Here is a 17500-nt window from a genome sequence, read left to right on the forward strand (position 1 = left end):
GCTTGCGCTTGGCTGTACTCATTAGAGTACTGTTTCGACTTCATCCCGAAGGACTCGGTCCGTTTCGCGAATCTGGAGAACACCGGGGTGGTGTTCCGCTCGCCCAGCCCTGTCGAGCTGGCCTGTCATCGTCATTCAACACCAGATTTTCATGCATCTCAGCGGTCGCCTCGCGGCTTCTCGCTCCCGCCCTTTTTCTCGGGCGAAGAGAACTATATGTCGGGACCGTTCATCTGTCAACACCCCTCCCCACCCAACCCGACCGGCCTGCCCCGCCGGAACGGCCCGCCCCCCGAAAAGCCCGTCAGGAACGCTGCCGGCCAGACAGGAGTCACGCCGGGCGACCCGCCCGGTATGCTGCCGTATGACCACCCCAGGACCGGACCTGACCCACGCCGTGAACCTCGCCGACCTGGAAGCCCTGGGGCGCGCCGCGCTGGACCGCAATGCGCTGGAGTACTACGCGAGCGGCGCGAACGACGAACACACCCTGCGCGGCAACCACGCCGCGTACGCCCGCGCCCGCCTGCGCCCCCGCATGCTGGCCGACGTGTCGGGCGTGGACACGGCCACCACCGTGCTGGGGCTGGCGCTGGGCAGTCCCATCGGAATCGCGCCCAGCGCCTTCCACGGCCTCGCGCACCCGGACGCCGAACGCGCCACCGCCCGCGCCGCCCACGCCCGGAACAGCGTCATGACGCTGAGCACCTTCAGCAACACGCCCATCGAGACGGTCGGCGCGGACGCGCAGGGCCGCTTCTGGTTCCAGCTGTACCTGCTGCGCGACCGCGACCTGAGCCGCCAGACCATCGAGCAGGCCGAGGCCTCCGGCGCCCGCGCGCTGGTCTTTACCGTGGACGCCCCGTACCTGGGCCGCCGCGAGGCGAACGAACGCCACCGCTTCGCCCTGCCCGCCCACCTGAGCGCCCCGAACGTCGCCAGCCGCGACGCACTCGCGCAGGTCGAGACGGACAGCGGCTCGCAGCTCGCCAACTACTTCCAGCATCTGGTGGACAAGGCCTTCACGTGGCGGGACCTCGACTGGCTGCGCGCCCAGACGCGCCTGCCCATCGTCCTGAAAGGCATCCTGACCGCCGAGGACGCCCACTTGGCTGCCGAGCACGGCTGCCACGTCTGGGTCAGCAACCACGGCGGCCGGCAGCTGGACACCGCCATCAGCAGCTTCGAGGCGCTCCCGGAAATCGTGGACGCCGTCGCGGGCCGCGCCGAGATCTACCTCGACGGCGGCATCACGCGCGGCACGGACGTCCTGAAAGCCGTCGCCCTCGGCGCGCGCGCCGTGTTCCTGGGCCGCGCCGCCCTGTGGGGCCTCGCCGCCGGAGGGCAGGCCGGGGTGGAACGCACCCTGACCCTGCTGGAGGACGAATTCCGCCTCGCCATGGCCCTGTGCGGCGCCGCGCGGGTCGAGGACCTGACCCCGGCGCTGGTGCGGCTGTAGATCAGGCCATCCAACAACCGGAGCGGAGGCCAGAGAGTAAGCCCTGACCTCCGCTCCAGCCAGGTGTTACCGCAGGGATTCCGGCAGGCCGTACACGTTCCACAGGCGGTCCACGCGGTCCACGATGTCTCTGTCCATGACGATCTTGGGTGGCCACTCGCGCACGAAGCCTTCCTCGGGGATCTTCTGCGCGCCGTCCCAGGCCAGGAGTTCACCCTGCACCCAGACGTCGCGTTCTGCGTCGATGTTGTTCAGGATGGTCCACCAGACGTCCTGGAGGTCGTTCACGTCGGTCTGGTCGTCGCAGATCAGGAGGTGGCGAATGCCCTGCGCGGCGGGGTGCGCGGCGAACGCGGCGGCGAGGTCACGGGCCTGTCCGGCGCGGGTCTTGTGCAGCGCCACGAGCCAGTAGCCGTCCGGGGTCTGCCGCTGGGCGAGGACGCCGTCGAAGGTGGGGAGGTCCTGCGCGGCGCGGGGCGTGAAACCTTCGGGAGAGAGCACGTCACCGGCCTGGTCGGGGCGGCTGCTGGCGGCGCTGCCGACCTCCTCGGGGCGTTTGGTGGTGGCGTCGATGATGAGTTTGCCGCCGTAGCCCCAGCCGCGGCTGGAGTGGTCGAGCACATCGATGGGGCCGCGCGTGGTGAGGGTGTCGCGGCCCGGCACGGCCTTCTGCGTCACCTCGCGCCACACCGCCCCGAAGTCGGTGACGGGCACGTCCTCGTCGAGAACGACGATGACCTTGGCGAACATCATCTGGCCCAGGCCGAACAGGCCGTTGGCGACCTTGTAGGCCTGCCCCGGATACGACTTCTTGATGCTCACGAACACGAGGTTATGCGCGACCCCGGCGGGCGGCATGTGGTAATCCACGATCTCCGGGATGATCAGCTGCGCGGCCGGCAGGAACAGCCGCTCGGACGCCTCGATCAGGTACGCGTCCTCCATGGGGGGGCGGCCCACGATGGTCGCCGGGTACACGGGGTTGCGGCGCATGGTCACGGCCGTGACGTGGAAGTGCGGGTACAGGTCCGGCAGGGTGTAGAAGCCGGTGTGATCCCCGAACGGTCCTTCCATCACCCAGTCCTCGCTGGGGTCCACGTAGCCTTCCAGCACGAACTCGGCGTTGGCGGGCACGTCCAGATCCACCGTGATGCCCCTGGCGACGGGGTAGCGCTGGCCGCGCAGGTACCCGGCCAGGGCGAACTCGTCCAGGCCCGGCACGGGCGGCAGAGGCGCGGTGGCGGCGTAGATCAGGGCCGGGTCGCCGCCGATGGCGACCGCGACCTCCAGCTTCTTGCCGAGCTTTCTGGCCTTCTCCAGGTGTTTGGTGCCGGTCTTGTGCCGCTGCCAGTGCATGCCGGTCGTGTTGTTGCTCATGACCTGCACGCGGTACATGCCCATGTTGCGCTCGCCAGTTTCCGGGTCCTTCGTGATGACGAGGGGCAGCGTGACGAACGGCCCACCGTCCAGCGGCCAGCACTTCAGGACCGGGATCTTCGAGAGGTCCACCTCGTCGCCGCGCCACACGACCTCCTGCGCGGGGGCCGAGCGGACGCGGCGCGGGGGCAGGTTCATGGCGTCACGGAGTTTGGTGACATTGCTCAGCAGGCCCAGCTTGCTGCCGCCGCCGGACAGGTCGATGAGGTTCCGGACCTTCTCGGCCAGTCCGTCGAGGTCGTCCACGCCGAGGGCCAGGGCCACGCGTTCCTTGGTGCCCAGCAGGCCGATGGCGACCGGGTAGTCGCTGCCCAGCACGTTCTCGAACAGCAGGGCCGGGCCGCCCTGTTTGACCATGCGGTCGGCGATCTCGGTGATTTCCAGTTCCCGGCTGACCGGGGTCGTGACGCGAATCAGTTCGCCGCGCTCCTCCAGGAGGCGCATGAAGCTCTGAATGTCCGGGAAGGCCATGCGCCGAGTGTAGAGGGCAGGGGGCGGGGCAACCGTACCCGTGCTTGCGGGCCTGACGGGCAGATGAGGGAACGCTCAGGGTCCGTGCCTGCGGTGTGCAAGCCGGATCGCAATCCAAGTTGACGTCTTTTGTACACTAATGACTTCCGGGCGGCGACCAGCCGGCCCCCCAGTTCCCACCCGCCCCACCCAAGGAGTCCCACCATGAACACCCTGACCCGCACCACCCTGGCGCTCGCCGCCGCACTGACCGTCACCGCCAGCGCCGCCACCCCCGCCACCCTGCAAAAAGGCGTGCTGAAAATCGGCATGGAAGGCACCTACGCGCCCTTCACCTACCGCGACGCCAGGGGCAACCTGACCGGCTTCGACGTGGATATCGCCAGGGCCGTGGCCGCCAAGATGGGCCTGAAAGCCGAGTTCGTCCTGACCGAATGGAGCGGCATCCTCGCCGGACTCCAGGCGAACAAGTACGACGTGATCGTCAACCAGGTCGGCATCAACCCGGAACGCGAGAAGACCATCGGATTCAGCCGACCCTACGCCTACTCCAGCCCGCAGATCATCGTGAAGAAGACTGGCAGCTTCACGCCCAAGACCCTGGCCGACCTGAAAGGCAAGCGCGTGGGCGTGGGCCTGGGCAGCAACTACGAGAAGGGCCTGCGCGACGCCGGCGGCATCAACGTCGTCACGTACCCCGGCGCGCCCGAGTACCTCGCGGACCTCGCCACCGGCCGCCTGGACGCCGCGTACAACGACCGCCTGCTCGTCGGGTACCTGATCAAATCCCAGAACCTCCCGGTGCGCGGCGCGGGCGTCATCGGCGACGCGCAACCCGTCGGGATCGCCATGAAGAAGAGCAACACCAGCCTCAAGGCCGCCGTGGACAGGGCGCTGCTGCAGATCAAGGCCGACGGCACGTACGCAAAGATCAGCCGCCAGTGGTTCGGGCAGGACGTCAGCAAACCCTGAACGTCGCCGCACCCGCACCGTGGGTCACGAGATGAGAGGATGTTCCTCAGGGCTCGTGGCCCACACCTCATGCCCCGCCCGGAGACACCATGAACCCCGGAGAACCCATGAATACTGAACAGCTGCAACTTGTCCTCCAGAGCGCCTGGACGTCCCTGCCGACCCTGCTGGGCGCGCTGCCCGTCACGCTGGGTTTTGCGCTGGGCGCCATGCTGCTGGGCCTGCCGCTGGGGTTCCTGGTGGCGCTGGCGCGGCTGTCCCGGCTGGGCTGGGTGCGGGGCCTGAGCAGCCTGTACGTGTCGTTCATCCGGGGCACGCCGCTGCTGGTGCAGATCTTCGTCATCTACTACGGGCTGCCCAGCCTGGGCGTCACGCTGAACCCCATCGCGGGCGGCGTGATCGCCCTGACCCTGAACGCCGCCGCGTACCTGTCAGAGACGATCCGCGCCGCCATCCTGAGCATCCCGCGCGGCCAGCGGGAAGCCGCGACCAGCCTGGGCCTGAACGCCGGGCAGACCATGCGCCTGATCGTGCTGCCGCAGGCCGCGCGGGTGGCGCTGCCCAGCATGAGCAACACCCTGATCGGACTGGTGAAGGACACCTCGCTGGTCAGCGTGATCACGGTCGTGGAACTGCTGCGCAGCGCGCAACTGGTGATCGCGCGGACCTTCGAGCCGTTCGGGCCGTATCTGGCGGCCGCGCTGATCTACTGGGCGGTCAGCAGCCTGCTGGAAGTCGTGCAGCGCGTGCTGGAACGCCGTTTCTCGCGCGGTAGCTGAGCAGACCGTACCACCCCCTTCCCCGCCCGCACCTCACGCCGGGCGGGGCCTTTCTGTGCGCCCCCCCCTGTGGCCGACACACCTTTCGGTTCACTGCTTTCGATGGACGCCGTCCGGGCCGCCCGTGGGTACGGTGCGGGCATGACCCCAGACGAGTCCGGCCCCGCGCTGCCCGGCCCCACTGCCCTGGACGCCCAGCTCCCGACGGACGCGGCCCCGGACACCCCGCACCTGACCGCCACGCCGCTGCTGCTGGCGCTGGGCCTGGGCAGCGCCGCGCACCTGCTCGCGCACGGCACGCCCGGACTGGGCCTGAACCTGAGTGTCTGGCTGGTCCTGCTGACCGGCGCGGTCCTGTGGGCGCTGCGCCGCCGGGGCGAGCGGCCCGACCGGGCGGCGCTGGCGCTGCTGCTGACCGCCGTGGCCTTCGGCCTGAGCTTCACGCTGCGGGCGCCTACCCCGCAACTGGGCGCGCTGGGCGCCCTGGCGCTGCTGACCTCGCTGACGCTGGGCCTGTCGTTCCTGCGCCCGGCCGGATCGGGATTCGCCGGACTGCGCCGCGCCGGGCCCGCGCACCTGCTGGGCACCCTGCTGAGCGCCGGCCTGCGGCTGGCCTACGGCCCGCTGACGCTGCTGGCCCGCTTTCCCTGGCAGCGGCTGCGCCCCCCGACCCGGCAGGGACCGCCGGGCCGCGCGGGCCGGATCGCGCTGGGCCTGCTCCTGACCGCGCCGGTCGTGCTGGTGTTCGGGGCGCTGCTGGCCGGCGCGGACGCCCGCTTCGCGCAGCTGGGGAGCGCGCCGCTGCGCTGGAACCTGAACCTGGACGGCGCGTTCTCGTGGACGGTCACGCTGCTGGTGTGGTGCGCCCTGGCGGGCGGGCTGCTGTACCCGGCGCTGCTGGCCGCCCGACCGAGCATCCTGCGTGTTCCCCCACCCCACGCCCGTCTGGGCCTGACTGAGACGGGCCTGCCGCTGGCGGCGCTGGCCGCGCTGTTCGTGACCTTCGCGGCCCTGCAACTCCCGGCGCTGCTGGGCGGCACCCTGCCGGACGGCGAGACGTACGCCTCGTTCATCCGGCAGGGATTCACGGAACTGATGACCGTGGCGTTCCTGACGGCCGGCGTGCTGCTCGGCACGCACGGACTGAGTGCCCCGCGCACGCGGACCTCGGCCGGATTCCGGGCGCTGACGGGCGCGGTGCTGCTGCCCCTGGCCATGATCCTGGCCAGCGCCGCGCAACGCTGGACGCTGTACACGCAGGCGTACGGCCTGAGCGAGACGCGGGTGCTGGGCGCCGCGTTCCTGGCCTGGATCACCCTGACCCTGGCGTGGCTGGCATGGCGACTGTGGCGGGGCGACACCGACCGGTTCGCGTTCCCGGCGCTACTGGGCGGCCTGCTGACCCTGCTGGCCCTCACGGCGCTGAATCCGGCCGCGCTGATTGCCCGCGTGAACATTCACCGGCACCTGTCGGGCGTCACGAACGACCTGCGCCTCACGCCGCAGCAGGTCAGCGCGGCGGAACTGGCGCAGCTGGGGGCGGGCGCCGTGCCGGACCTCGTGCGGCATCTGGACGCCCTGACCGTCCCGACTTGCGGTCCCGGCGCGGCGCCCGGCTGCACGGAGCGACAGGACCTGATCAACCTCCTGCGCGACGTGTACGGCCGCGTGCCCGACTGGCGCAGCTGGAATCTGGCGTACGCGCGGGCGTTCGCGGCCGTGCAGACCCTGCCGCCCGCCACCCCGGACAGCAGCAGCCGCTGACCCGCACACCCCGCCCGTCCCCGCCGATCATGCCTGATCCTTCCCTGACGGCCCGCGATCACGGGGCGTTCACGGGGGGCCGCGTACCCTGGGTTCACCAGCAGGAACAGCGTCCCAGACGACGTTCCTGCCCGGTGAACCCCCGGCCGCCCCCGTCCGCCCGCTCCCGCGCCCCCACCCAGGAGACCCGCCATGACCGCACGCACCCAGCCCGCCCGCACCCTGGCCGCCCACGCTCCCCGTTCCTCCCGTCCCGCCGCGCTGCTGGCCGCGCTGAGCCTGTGCGGCTTGCTCGCTCCGCAGCAGGCGCAGGCCGCGCCCGCCGACTTCGTGGGCACCTGGGTGAACAGCAACGTCGCCACCAGCGGCATCACCCGCATCAACGTGACCCGCAGCGGCGGCGGCCCGCTGACCGTGCAGGTGTTCGGCCGCTGCCACCCCACCGACTGCGACTGGGGCAGCGCCCCGGTCCTCACGTACGGCGCCAGTGTCAGCGACACCAACCACCTGACCGCCAGCGCCGTGTACGCCAAGGGTTTCTCGAACACCACGCTGGTCATGACCTTCACGCGCGGCCGGCTGGACGTGCAGGCCCTGACGCAATTCACGGACGGCAGCGGCCGCCAGAACTACGCCTCACGCGACGCATTCACGCGCTACCGCTGACATCGACTCCGATCGAATGGTCTGCAAAAACCATTCAATCCGAGCGGAGCGGGTGAAGCAACACGGCAACCTTCCCGCCCGGCGCCGCGTACTGGAAGGCAGGCAGGTCAAGCGTGGCCGGTGGATGACACCCCACCGCGCCTCTCCCCTCCTGGTCCAGCTTCCCCGCTCTCCTCTGTCTTGCCGGTCTGCGCGCCGCCCCTCCTGTTCCCGGAAGGGCGGCGCGTTCGTGCGCGGCGTGCCCGGCGGCGACTGTCCGTGCTGGCCGACAGGCCCGCGCGGCGCCCGCGTTAGGCTGGGCGGCATGACCTCACCGATCACGCGCATGCAGCAGGCCCTCGCCGCGACCAGCCTGGACGGCTGGCTGGTGTACGACTTCCAGGGTCTGAACCCGCACGCCCGCACCGTGCTGAACCTCCCCCGTGACGCGTTCCTGACCCGGCGGTTCTTCGTGTGGGTGCCGCGCAGCGGGCCGGCCGTCGTGCTGCACAACCACATCGAGGGCGGCACCTGGGGCGAGATCAGCCGCCACTGGAACGCCGAGCGCCGCGCCTTCGGGTCGCACGGGCAGCTGGACGCCGCGCTGCGCGAGGTCGTGCAGGGCCGCACCCTGGCGATGGAGTACAGCGCGGGCGGCGCGGTGCCGTACGTGAGCCGCGTGGACGCCGGAACGGTCGAGCGCGTGCGGGCCGCCGGGGCGGCCGCCATTCACAGCAGCGCGGACCTGCTGCAGTCGTTCCTGGCCTGGAGTGCCGACGATCTGGCCGCGCACGAACGGGCCGTGGCGGTCCTGATGCAGGCCAAGGACGACGCGTTCCGCCTGATTCACGACCGCCTGCGGGCCGGGCATCCCGTCACGGAACTGGACGCGCAGGCCGTGATCATGCGGCAGCTCGAGGCGGCCGGCATGAGCGCCGGGCACCCCGTGAACGTGAGTTTCGGCGCGAACGCCGCCGACAGCCACTACGAACCCAGCCCCGAACGCCACGCCACCCTGAAGGACGGCGAGTGCGTGCTGATCGACCTGTGGGCGCAGGAACCGGGCCGCCCCTTCGCGGACGTCACCTGGGTCGGGTACGCCGGGACGCCCACGCCCGAGTACCTGGGCGCCTGGGACGCCGTGACGGCCGCCCGTGACGCCGCGCTGCGCACCCTTCAGGACGGGTACGCCGCGAGCGGCTGGGGAGAGTTGCAGGGCTACATGGCCGACCGCGCCGCCCGTGACGCCATGGGCGCCGAGTGGGAGGCGTTCTTCCTGCACCGCACCGGGCACGACCTGGGCGTGAACATCCACGGAGCGGGCGCCAACCTCGACGACTACGAGACGCGCGACACCCGCACCCTGACGCCCGGACTGGCCGTGACCATCGAACCCGGCACGTACCCGGCCGCGCGGGGTTTCGGGATCCGCAGCGAGATCGACGTGTACCTCGACCCGCAGACCGGGCCGCGCGTGACCACCCACACGCAACGCGCGCCGTTCATCCTGGGGCAGGGCGACTGGGCGCAGGTCCGCGCCCACGCGTACGGCGACACGGGCCACTGACGGCAGCCGGGCGGCCCGTGAGGCACCCTTGAAGAATTCCTTCAGGCTTGCGGACGCCCCCCACGCCGGAACCGTTACCCTGAAGGCATGGCTAACCTCGGCTCCTCCACCATCATGTTGACCGGAGCGGGCGGCGCACTGGCCACCGCCATCGCACAGGAACTCGACGACGCGGGCGCGCAGATGGTCCTCGTCGGGCGCGGCGAGCGACTGGCCCGCGCCGCCGACCGCTTCCCCGCCACCGAAGTCCTCGACCTGGACCTGACCGACCCGGCCAGCATCGACACGCTCCGCCGGGTCAAGGTCGACACCCTGATCCACACGGTCGGGTCCTACAGCACCCAGGACGCGCAGAAAGCCACTCCCGACGACCTGCGCGAGGCCTTCGACACCAACATGAGCAGCCTGTTCCACGCCGTGCAGGGCGTCCTGCCGCACATGCTGCGGCAGAAGGACGGCCTGATCATGGGTGTAAGCGCCGGGCAGGCCGCCCGCCTCAGCGGTCCCAAGGCGGCGCTGTACACCGCCAGCAAGGCGGCCGTCGCGGCGTACGTCCTGAGCCTGCACGACGAACTGAAACACAAGGGCGTGCGCGGCATGGTCCTGTACCCCATGGGCGCCATCGACACGCCGGACAACCGCGACGCCGGCATGGCCTGGGACAGCATGATCGACCCGCGCGGCCTCGCCAAGAGCGTCGCCCACGCCCTGACCCGCCCCGACCGGGCGCACATCAAGGAAATCAAGGTCTACCCCGACACCTGAAGTCATGCGGACTCGGCTTGAAGGGTCTTTGCAGGCCTTTCAATCCGAGTTCGCATGAGCGAGCAGGGAGGCGCTGAACGCAGGACTCAGCGCGTCCCTGCCCTCTTTACCCGTCGGCCAGGGCGGCCATGAACGCAGCGGCGTAGCGGACGCCACTGGTGAAGTCGCGCCGGAGGATGTTCTCGTTGGGTGCGTGGACGCGGCCGCCGATGTTGCCGATGCCGAGGGCGATGACGGGCGCGCCGACGTGCTGCATGAAGGGGTACATGGGGCCGCTGCCACCCGAGCTGGGGTTCAGGATGGGGTCCTGACCGTACACGTCACGGGCGACCCGCACGGCGGCCTTCACGAAGGGGTCGTTCAGGTCGCTGCGGGCGGGGTGCTGGTGGCTTTCGAGTTCGATGATCTCGATGTCGCTGAAGCCCTGCGTGTCGAGGTGCGCCCGCAGGAGCTCGACGATACGGTCGGGGTGCTGGTCCGGCACGAGGCGGAAGTCGAGTTTCACCATCCCCTCGGCCGGGAGGACGGTCTTGCTGCCCTGGCCCTCGTACCCGCCGTGGAAGCCGTTGACGTTCACGACGGGCTTGAGGTTCAGGCGGGTGTGGTAGTCGTGGCCGTCGCCCAGGGGGCGGGTCACGTCGTACGTGTCGCGCAGCGCCTCGCCCCGGCCCTGAAGCCGCGCGATGGCGTCCAGGTCCGCCTGACTGGGGGGGCGCACGTCGTCGTGGAAACCGGGAATCAGGACCGTGCCGTCCAGGCCGCGCAGGCTGGCGACGGCGGCGGCCAGTCGCCACAGCGGGTTGTCCACGACGGCGCCGTTGCTGCTGTGCAGGTCGCTGGCGGCCACGCGGCAGCGCAGTTCCACGCACACGATGCCTTTCAGGCCGGCGTACAGCACGGGGCGACCGTCGGGGGTGATGCTCCCGAATTCCCACCACACGCCGTCGGCTTTCAGCTCGCTGGCGTGTTCGGCCAGGAAACCTTCGAGGCTGGGGCTGCCGACCTCTTCCTCACCCTCGATCAGCCATTTGATCTTCAGGGGCAGGTGCCCGCCGCGCGCGTCTTTCAGGGCGCGCAGGCCGGCGAGGCGGGAGATGAACTCGCCCTTGTCGTCGCTGGCGCCGCGCCCGTACAGGCGGCCGTCCCGTTCGGTCAGGGTGAACGGCGGGGTGTCCCACAGGGCGGCGGGGTCCTCGGGCTGCACGTCGTAGTGGTTGTAGATCAGCAGCGTGAAGGGCCCTTCTCCGGCCTCGGCCAGCAGGATCGGGGCGACCTGACCGGGGTACTCGCGGACGGTGAAGCCCTCGGTTTCCAGCAGCCGCGTGACGGCCTGCGCGGCCTCCGGCAGGGAGCGGCCCTGCGCGGACACGCTGGGAATCGCCACGAGGTCGGCAAGGTCACGCAGGCCGCGTTCGGTGTGCGCGGCGAGGTCGGCGGCAGTGGGTTGTGTCATGCCCGCAGGCTACGGGAGTTGCGCGCCGAGTGCGAGTGCCGCTGCCGTCCCAACCGGCCTGAACTTCACTGCCTGAAGTCGTGCGGGTGGCCTTTGTGCCAGTTCCAGGCGGTCTGCACGATGTCTTTCAGGTCCGTGAACTGCGGTTTGAAGCCCAGTTCCTCGCGGATGCGGGTGGCGTCGGCCACGAGGCGGGGGGGATCGCCGGCGCGGCGGGGCGCGAGTTCGCGGTTCAGGGGCGTGCCGATGACGTCGTCGACGGTGTCGAGCACCTCCTTGACGCTGAAGCCGTGGCCCAGGCCCACGTTGAAGGTGCCCTCGGTGCGCTGCCCGGCCAGCAACGCCTCGACCGCCAGGACGTGCGCGTCGGCGAGGTCCTGCACGTGCACGTAGTCGCGGATGCAGGTGCCGTCGGGGGTGGGGTAGTCGTCGCCGAAGATGAACATCTTCTCGCGCTGGCCCAGGGCAGTCAGGGCGGCCAGTTCGATCAGGTGGGACTTCCCGGCGTGCGCCTCGCCGATGTCGCCCTCGGGGGCGGCGCCGCACACGTTGAAGTACCGCAGGACCGTGTACGGCAGGCCGTGCGCCGTGTGGAAGGCGTGGATCATGTTCTCGGTCATGAGTTTCGTCTCGCCGTACACGCTCTCGGGCTGCATGGCGGCCGTCTCGGGGATGGGCACGAGGTCGGTAGTGCCGTACACGGCGGCCGTCGAGGAGAACACCAGCGGCACCTTGCGGGTCTCGGTGATGGCCTGCAGCAGGTTCAGGCTGCCGACCACGTTGTTGCGGTAGTAGCGGGCCGGGGCGCGCATGCTCTCGCCCACCTCGATCAGCGCGGCGAAGTGAATCACAGCGTCCGGCTGGTGGGCGTCCAGGGCGGCGCGCACGGCGTCGGCGTCGAGCAGGTCGCCGCGCACCAGGGGCACCCCGGCGGGGAGGGCCTCGGCGTGCCCGCTGGACAGGTTGTCGAACACGACCGGCGTGTGTCCGGCCCGGATCAGCTGCCGGACCGTGTGAGAACCGATGTACCCTGCGCCGCCCACCACGAGAATCTTCATGCGGTTCAGGGTAGTACAGGACCGCCGGTCAGGGAGCGGGTGGTGCGGTGGTGCCGCGCACGACCAGACGGGTGGGCAGCGTGACGGGCGCGGCGGGCTGCCCGGCCAGCAGGGTCAGCATGGCCTGCCCGACCTGTTCGCCCTTGTCGCCCGTGGGTTGCCAGACGGTCGTGAGGTCCATCGTCTCGCTGCCCGGCAGGTCGTCGAATCCCACCACGCTGAGGTCCTCCGGCACGCGGCGGCCGAGCGCGGCGGCGGCGCGCAGCGCGCCCTGGGCGAGCACGTCGCTCATGCACAGCAGGGCCGTGACCTGCGGGTGGCGGGTCAGCAGGTCGCGGGTCAGGGCCTCGCCGCTGTCAGGGGTGTTGTGGGCGGCCTCGGTGGGGTACAGCGTGGCGTCCGGGTGGGGGGCGGCGGCGGCGCGGTAGCCGCGCAGGCGCTGGTCGGTGGTGCGGTAGGTGGTCTGCGCCTCGCGCGCCGGGCCGACCGGGCCGCTGGCGCGCTGTTCCGAGAGTTCCAGGCACAGGACGCCCAGGTGCCGGTGCCCCAGCGCGAGCAGGTGCGCGGCGGCGGCCTGCGCGCCCCCGGCGTCGTCGATGCCGACGTTCACGGCGCCCGCGTGGGGTTCCTGATCGACCAGGACGGTGGGGAGTCCGCGTTCCAGGACGGCGCGCAGCAGGGCGCTGCCGTCGGCGGCGCAGTACACGATGAAGCCGTCCACGCTGGCGTTCCGCACGGCCAGGGTCGCGTCTGCCTGCGAGTCGTGCGGCGCCGCGAGCAGCAGGACGTTCAGGTCGCGGTTCTGCACGGTGCGGGTGACGCTGCCCAGGAACAGCGCGGCGGCCGGGTCGGCAAAGGCGTAGTCCAGCGGCGCGTCGTACACGACGCCCAGCACGCCGGTGCGGCCCCGGCGCAGGCTGCGGGCCAGGGGGTCGGGGCCGTGGTAGCCGAGGTCGCGGGCGGCCTGAAGCACGCGCTGGCGCAGGTCCTCGCTGAGCTGGTCCGGGCGGTTGTAGGCATTGCTGACGGTGGCGACGCTGACGCCCAGGGTGCGGGCCACGTCCCGCAGGGTGACGCGCGCACCGGCGCGGGGTGGGCCGGGGGTGGCGCTGGGCTTGGCGGGCGGCATACGGGAATGGTAGCGTATCCCCATTCACTCTGAAACGATTCAGAGTGCTGTCCAGCCGCCCCCTCCCCTGCCCACCCGCGAGGCCCCCATGACCGCCCCCAGCACCCCTGTCCAGCCCCCGGCCCCCGACCGCCCCGGCGAGGCCGCCCGCCGCGCCCTGAGCGTGATCTTCCTGATCAACGGCGCGCTGTTCGCCACCTGGGCCGTGAACATCCCCGGCATCCGCGACGCCCTGGACCTCAGCGAGGCGCAGATCGGCGCGGCCCTGCTCGCCATCGGGCTGGGCAGCCTGTGCAGCATGACCCTCACCGGCGGCTGGACCGCCCGCTACGGCAGCCACCGCGTCACCTGGGTCGCCGCCGTCCTGTGCATGCTGACCCTGCTGCCCCCCTTCCTGGCGCCCGGCCTGCCGCTGCTGATCGCCGCGCTGACCGTGCTGGGCGCCGCGAACGGCAGCATGGACGTCGCCATGAACGCCCAGGGCGTCACGGTCGAGCAGCGCCTGAACCGCCCGGTCATGAGCCGCCTGCACGCCTACTTCAGCCTGGGCGGCGTCGTCGGGGCGGCGCTGGGCACCCTGCTCGTCGGGCGCGTCCCCATGACCACCCACGCCGTGACCGTCACGGTCGTCACGGCGGCCGCCGCGCTGATCGCCGGGCGGTTCCTGCTGCCCGACCGTCCGCCGGCCACCCCGACCCCCGCTGCCCCGACCCCCGGCACCCCGACCCCTGCTGCCGAGGCCGCGCCGCGCCGCGTCCCGATCAGTGCGGCGGCGGCGCTGCTGGGCGCGCTGTGCTTCCTGGGGATGCTCTCCGAGGGCGCCAACTACGACTGGGCGGCGCTGTACTTCCGGGACGTCCTGGGTTCGCCCGGCGGTCAGGCGGGCCTGGGGTACGCGGCCTTCGTGAGCACCATGACCCTGGGCCGCTGGTTCGGCGACCGCCTCCGCACCCGCCTGGGCGACGAGGCCATCGTGCGCGGCGGGGCGCTCGTCACGGCCGCCGGCCTGGGACTGGCCCTGCTGACCCGCGACCCGCTGCTCGCCGCCGCCGGGTTCGCGCTCTCGGGCCTGGGCCTCAGCAACGTCGTGCCGGTCATGTACGGCGCCGCCGGGCACGCCCTGGGCGGGCGCGGCATCGCGCAGGTCGCCAGCATCGGGTACGGCGGGTTCCTGCTCGGGCCGCCCGCCATCGGGTTCATTGCCGCGCAGGTGGGCCTGCCCGCCGCGCTGGGCCTCGCGCTGGCCGGCGCCCTGCTCATCACGCTGCTGGGTGGCCGGGCCTTCGCGCTGATCCGCCGCTGACCCCCACTCATACGAACTCGGATTGAACGGGCTTTACAGCTCATTCAATCCGAGCGGATGCGAGCAGGAGAGAAACGGGTTCCGGACGTGGAGCTGGCAGGGGCGGTGAAGTTCCGGATTGTCTGCGAAATAAACGGCAGTCCGTATCAGGCCGGGCCGACGTAGCGGGCGCGCGGGCGGATGAACTGCCCCCCGGCGCGGGTTTCCAGCGCGTGGGCCAGCCAGCCCGCCACGCGGGCCAGCGCGAACAGCGTGACGGCGTCCCCGGCGGGTCGGCCCAGCACGAGGGTCAGCGCAGCCAGCGCCAGGTCCACGTTCGGCGGCTCGGCGGTATCCGCCGCGTGCGCGCGGATGAGTGCGCGTGCGGCCTGCACGGGCGCGTGATCGGGAAACTGCATCTCCAGGGCATCCAGCAGCGCGCGGGCGCGCGGGTCGCCGTGCGGGTAGAGGGCGTGCCCGAAGCCCGGCGCGTGCCCGGCGCGGCGGGTGGCGTCGCGCAGGGCCGCGCGGGCGTCGCCGTTCAGGGCGGCACTCAGGAGGTCGTGGGCGTGCAGCGCGCCCAGGCCGTGCCGGGGGCCCTGGAGGGCACTCAGCGCCGCCAGGGTGCAGTGCGCGAGGCTGGCGCCGCCACTGGCCGTGACGCGGGCGGTGAAGGCGCTGACGTTCAGTTCGTGGTCGGCTAGCAGGATCAGCGCGCGGCGCAGCAGGTCCGCACCGTCCGGGCGGCCCCAGGTGCGGGCCAGCCGGGCGTGCAGCGGCAGGTCCGGGGCGGGCGGCAGTCCGGCGTGCCGTTCGGTGGTGGCGTGCAGCAGCGTCAGGATGCGCGCGGCCTGCCGGGGACCGGTTTCCGGGCGGGTGTCGAGGGCGTCCGGGTCGTGCGCGCCCGCGTACGTCAGCGCGTACCCGAGTGCTTCCAGGGGCGTGTCGGCGCGCGGGTGGCGGCTGAGGTTCAGCCGGGCGCGCAGTGGCAGCCTGGGCCGCGTGCCGGTGTCGCCCGTCCACAGGAGCGCGGCGACCTCCTCGACGGTGGCCGTGTCGGCAAGGTGCCGGGCGTCCACGCCCCGGTAGGCCAGCGTGCCGTTCTCGATGCGGGTCAGGGCGCTGTCGAGGATGGGGGCCACGCCCCGCTGCGTTCCGGGGTGCAGGCCGTCGAGGCTGCCCTGCACCGCCGCCTGCACGCCGGCCTGTGGATCGCGGCGGGTGGCCTGCCGCCCGGCGAGGGCCTGCACGTCTCCCGCGTCGTAGCGGCGCTGCCGGGTGCCGGCGGGGCCGGGCACGCTGCGGATCAGGCCGCGGGAGACGTAGGCGTACAGCGTGGCGGGTTTCACGCCCAGCTGCTCGCAGGCCTGCGCGGTCGTCAGGGGAACGGTCATCCCTTCCAGGCTAACATTGATTTTAGAATCAAGATTGACGGCATTGACGGTGCGGGACTAGCGTGCAGCCATGACCCAGCATTCCCCCACTGTGCGTGACGTGCCGACGCCCGACCTCTTCCCCGCCGCGTTCCCCGATGGCGCGTTCCCACAGGTGATCTGGGAGGATGGCGAGCGGCCCGCCTCGCTGCCTATCCAGGCCTGGACGACCGAGACCACCCACCGCGACGGGCAGCAGGGCGGCCTGCCCCTGAACACCGCAGATGGCCTGCGGATCTACGACCTGATGGGCCGCTTCACGGGCGGCAGCGGCGCGCTGCGGCAGGCGGAGTTCTTCGTGTACCGCCCCGCCGACCGCGCCATGCTGGAGGGCGCCCTGGACCGCTGGCGCGGCGGGCACCCGGTCGAGCCGACCACCTGGATCCGCGCCACGCGCCGCGACGCCGATCTGGTCGCCGGGCTGGGCGTGCGCGAGACGGGGATGCTCGCCAGTGCCAGCGACTACCACACCTTCCACAAGTTCACGCCGGGCGGCCGCGCCCAGGCGGCCCGCACGTACCTGGACGCCGTGCAGGCGGTGCTGGACGCGGGCCTGCGCCCGAGGCTGCACCTGGAGGACGCCACCCGCGCGCCCCGCGAGTTCATCCTCCCGTTCGTGGAGGCCGTGCAGGCCCTCGCCGCACCCTACCCCGACTCGCAGGCGCCGAAGTTCCGGGTGTGCGACACGATGGGCGTCGGCCTCCCGCTGGAGGGGGCGGCGTGGCCGCGCAGCGTACCCCGCATGATCCGCGAACTGCGTGCCGCCGGGCTGCGTGCGGAATCCCTGGAGTTCCACCCGCACAACGACACGCATCTCGTCGTGGCGAACAGCCTCGCGGCGGTCCTGGCCGGATGCGCGGCGATCAACGGCACGCTGCTTGGCAAGGGGGAACGCACCGGCAACGCCCCGCTGGAGGGCGTGCTGCTGCACCTGAGCGGCCTGGGCCTGACGGGCGACGCGGACTTCACGGTCCTGAACGACCTGAACGACCTGTACGAAGAGCTGGGGCAGAGCGTGCCCGCCAAGTACCCGCTGTTCGGGCGGGACGCGCACCGCACCCGCGCCGGCATCCATGCGGACGGACTGAACAAGTTCTGGCCCATGTACGCGCCGTTCAACGTGCCTGCCCTGCTGGGCCGCCCGCTCGACCTGTCCCTGACGAAGGACAGCGGCGTGGCGGGCCTGATCTTCCTGATCCGGCAGCACACCGGCACCGAACTGGCCAAGGACCACGCGGGCCTGCGCGCCCTGCACGCATCCCTGACCGCCGAGTTCGACGCGGGCC

General features: G+C 71.7%; 14 protein-coding genes (1 of these 14 cut by a window edge). 9 read left to right on the forward strand and 5 right to left on the reverse strand.

The genetic code is table 11. The features are described 5' to 3' along the window. The first annotated feature begins 364 nt into the window (after positions 1-364). The gene (locus CBQ26_RS12735) at positions 365-1459 is read left to right on the forward strand and encodes an alpha-hydroxy acid oxidase (RefSeq protein WP_088249014.1); all 1095 of its coding nucleotides are present in this window, start codon (positions 365-367) and stop codon (positions 1457-1459) included. A 66-nt stretch (positions 1460-1525) separates the two neighbouring features. Here the strand turns inward: CBQ26_RS12735 and CBQ26_RS12740 are convergent, their stop codons facing one another. After that, on the reverse strand, positions 1526-3367 hold the full coding sequence (locus CBQ26_RS12740) for a menaquinone biosynthesis decarboxylase (protein WP_088249015.1): 1842 nt from the start codon (positions 3365-3367) through the stop codon (positions 1526-1528). Positions 3368-3571: 204 nt separating this feature from the next. Here CBQ26_RS12740 and CBQ26_RS12745 point away from each other — a divergent pair, with 204 nt between their 5' ends. The 6 genes from CBQ26_RS12745 (at position 3572) to CBQ26_RS12770 (ending at position 9859) form a co-directional block, all read left to right on the forward strand. After that, positions 3572-4339 carry a transporter substrate-binding domain-containing protein gene (locus CBQ26_RS12745; protein WP_088249016.1) on the forward strand — a complete coding sequence of 256 codons (768 nt, stop codon included), beginning with the start codon at positions 3572-3574 and terminating at the stop codon, positions 4337-4339. A 107-nt stretch (positions 4340-4446) separates the two neighbouring features. After that, complete coding sequence (locus CBQ26_RS12750; RefSeq protein ID WP_088249017.1) at positions 4447-5118, forward strand: amino acid ABC transporter permease; 672 nt, start codon at positions 4447-4449, stop codon at positions 5116-5118. A 141-nt stretch (positions 5119-5259) separates the two neighbouring features. Then, positions 5260-6882 (forward strand): DUF4153 domain-containing protein, encoded by a 1623-nt coding sequence (locus CBQ26_RS12755; protein WP_172418072.1) that lies wholly within the window; start codon positions 5260-5262, stop codon positions 6880-6882. 192 nt (positions 6883-7074) lie between these two features. After that, positions 7075-7548, forward strand: coding sequence for a hypothetical protein (locus CBQ26_RS12760; RefSeq protein WP_216360364.1), 474 nt, complete (start codon positions 7075-7077; stop codon positions 7546-7548). A gap of 304 nt (positions 7549-7852) precedes the next feature. Beyond that, entirely contained in the window at positions 7853-9094 is a 1242-nt protein-coding gene (locus CBQ26_RS12765; protein ID WP_088249019.1) for a M24 family metallopeptidase, read from the forward strand. An 87-nt stretch (positions 9095-9181) separates the two neighbouring features. Further along, positions 9182-9859, forward strand: coding sequence for an SDR family oxidoreductase (locus CBQ26_RS12770; protein WP_088249020.1), 678 nt, complete (start codon positions 9182-9184; stop codon positions 9857-9859). 106 nt (positions 9860-9965) lie between these two features. Here CBQ26_RS12770 and CBQ26_RS12775 read toward each other — a convergent pair whose 3' ends face one another. The 3 genes from CBQ26_RS12775 to CBQ26_RS12785 all read right to left on the reverse strand — a co-directional run bounded on the left by CBQ26_RS12775 (position 9966) and on the right by CBQ26_RS12785 (position 13499). Next, positions 9966-11312 carry a M20/M25/M40 family metallo-hydrolase gene (locus CBQ26_RS12775; RefSeq protein ID WP_088249021.1) on the reverse strand — a complete coding sequence of 449 codons (1347 nt, stop codon included), beginning with the start codon at positions 11310-11312 and terminating at the stop codon, positions 9966-9968. 65 nt (positions 11313-11377) lie between these two features. Then, positions 11378-12370, reverse strand: a complete 993-nt coding sequence (gene galE, locus CBQ26_RS12780; RefSeq protein WP_088249022.1) for a UDP-glucose 4-epimerase GalE — start codon at positions 12368-12370, stop codon at positions 11378-11380. A gap of 28 nt (positions 12371-12398) precedes the next feature. Next, a complete protein-coding gene (locus CBQ26_RS12785) occupies positions 12399-13499 on the reverse strand; it encodes a substrate-binding domain-containing protein (protein WP_088249023.1) in 1101 nt (366 codons plus the stop codon). Positions 13500-13587: 88 nt separating this feature from the next. On the opposite strand from CBQ26_RS12785, the gene CBQ26_RS12790 reads away from it, so the two are divergent. Then, positions 13588-14802: an MFS transporter gene (locus tag CBQ26_RS12790; protein WP_088249024.1), complete on the forward strand. Its 1215-nt coding sequence runs from the start codon at positions 13588-13590 to the stop codon at positions 14800-14802. Positions 14803-14948: 146 nt separating this feature from the next. On the opposite strand, the gene CBQ26_RS12795 is transcribed toward CBQ26_RS12790, so the two are convergent. Then, positions 14949-16175, reverse strand: coding sequence for a citrate/2-methylcitrate synthase (locus CBQ26_RS12795; RefSeq protein WP_088249025.1), 1227 nt, complete (start codon positions 16173-16175; stop codon positions 14949-14951). 70 nt (positions 16176-16245) lie between these two features. On the opposite strand from CBQ26_RS12795, the gene CBQ26_RS12800 reads away from it, so the two are divergent. Continuing rightward, on the forward strand, positions 16246-17500 hold the 5' portion of the coding sequence (locus tag CBQ26_RS12800) for a beta/alpha barrel domain-containing protein (protein ID WP_088249026.1). 86 nt of this gene lie beyond the right edge of the window; only the first 1255 of its 1341 coding nucleotides appear in the window; it begins with the start codon at positions 16246-16248; its stop codon lies off the right edge, out of view.

It is taken from the genome of Deinococcus indicus, assembly GCF_002198095.1.
GTDB classification, from domain to species: Bacteria; Deinococcota; Deinococci; order Deinococcales; family Deinococcaceae; genus Deinococcus; species Deinococcus caeni.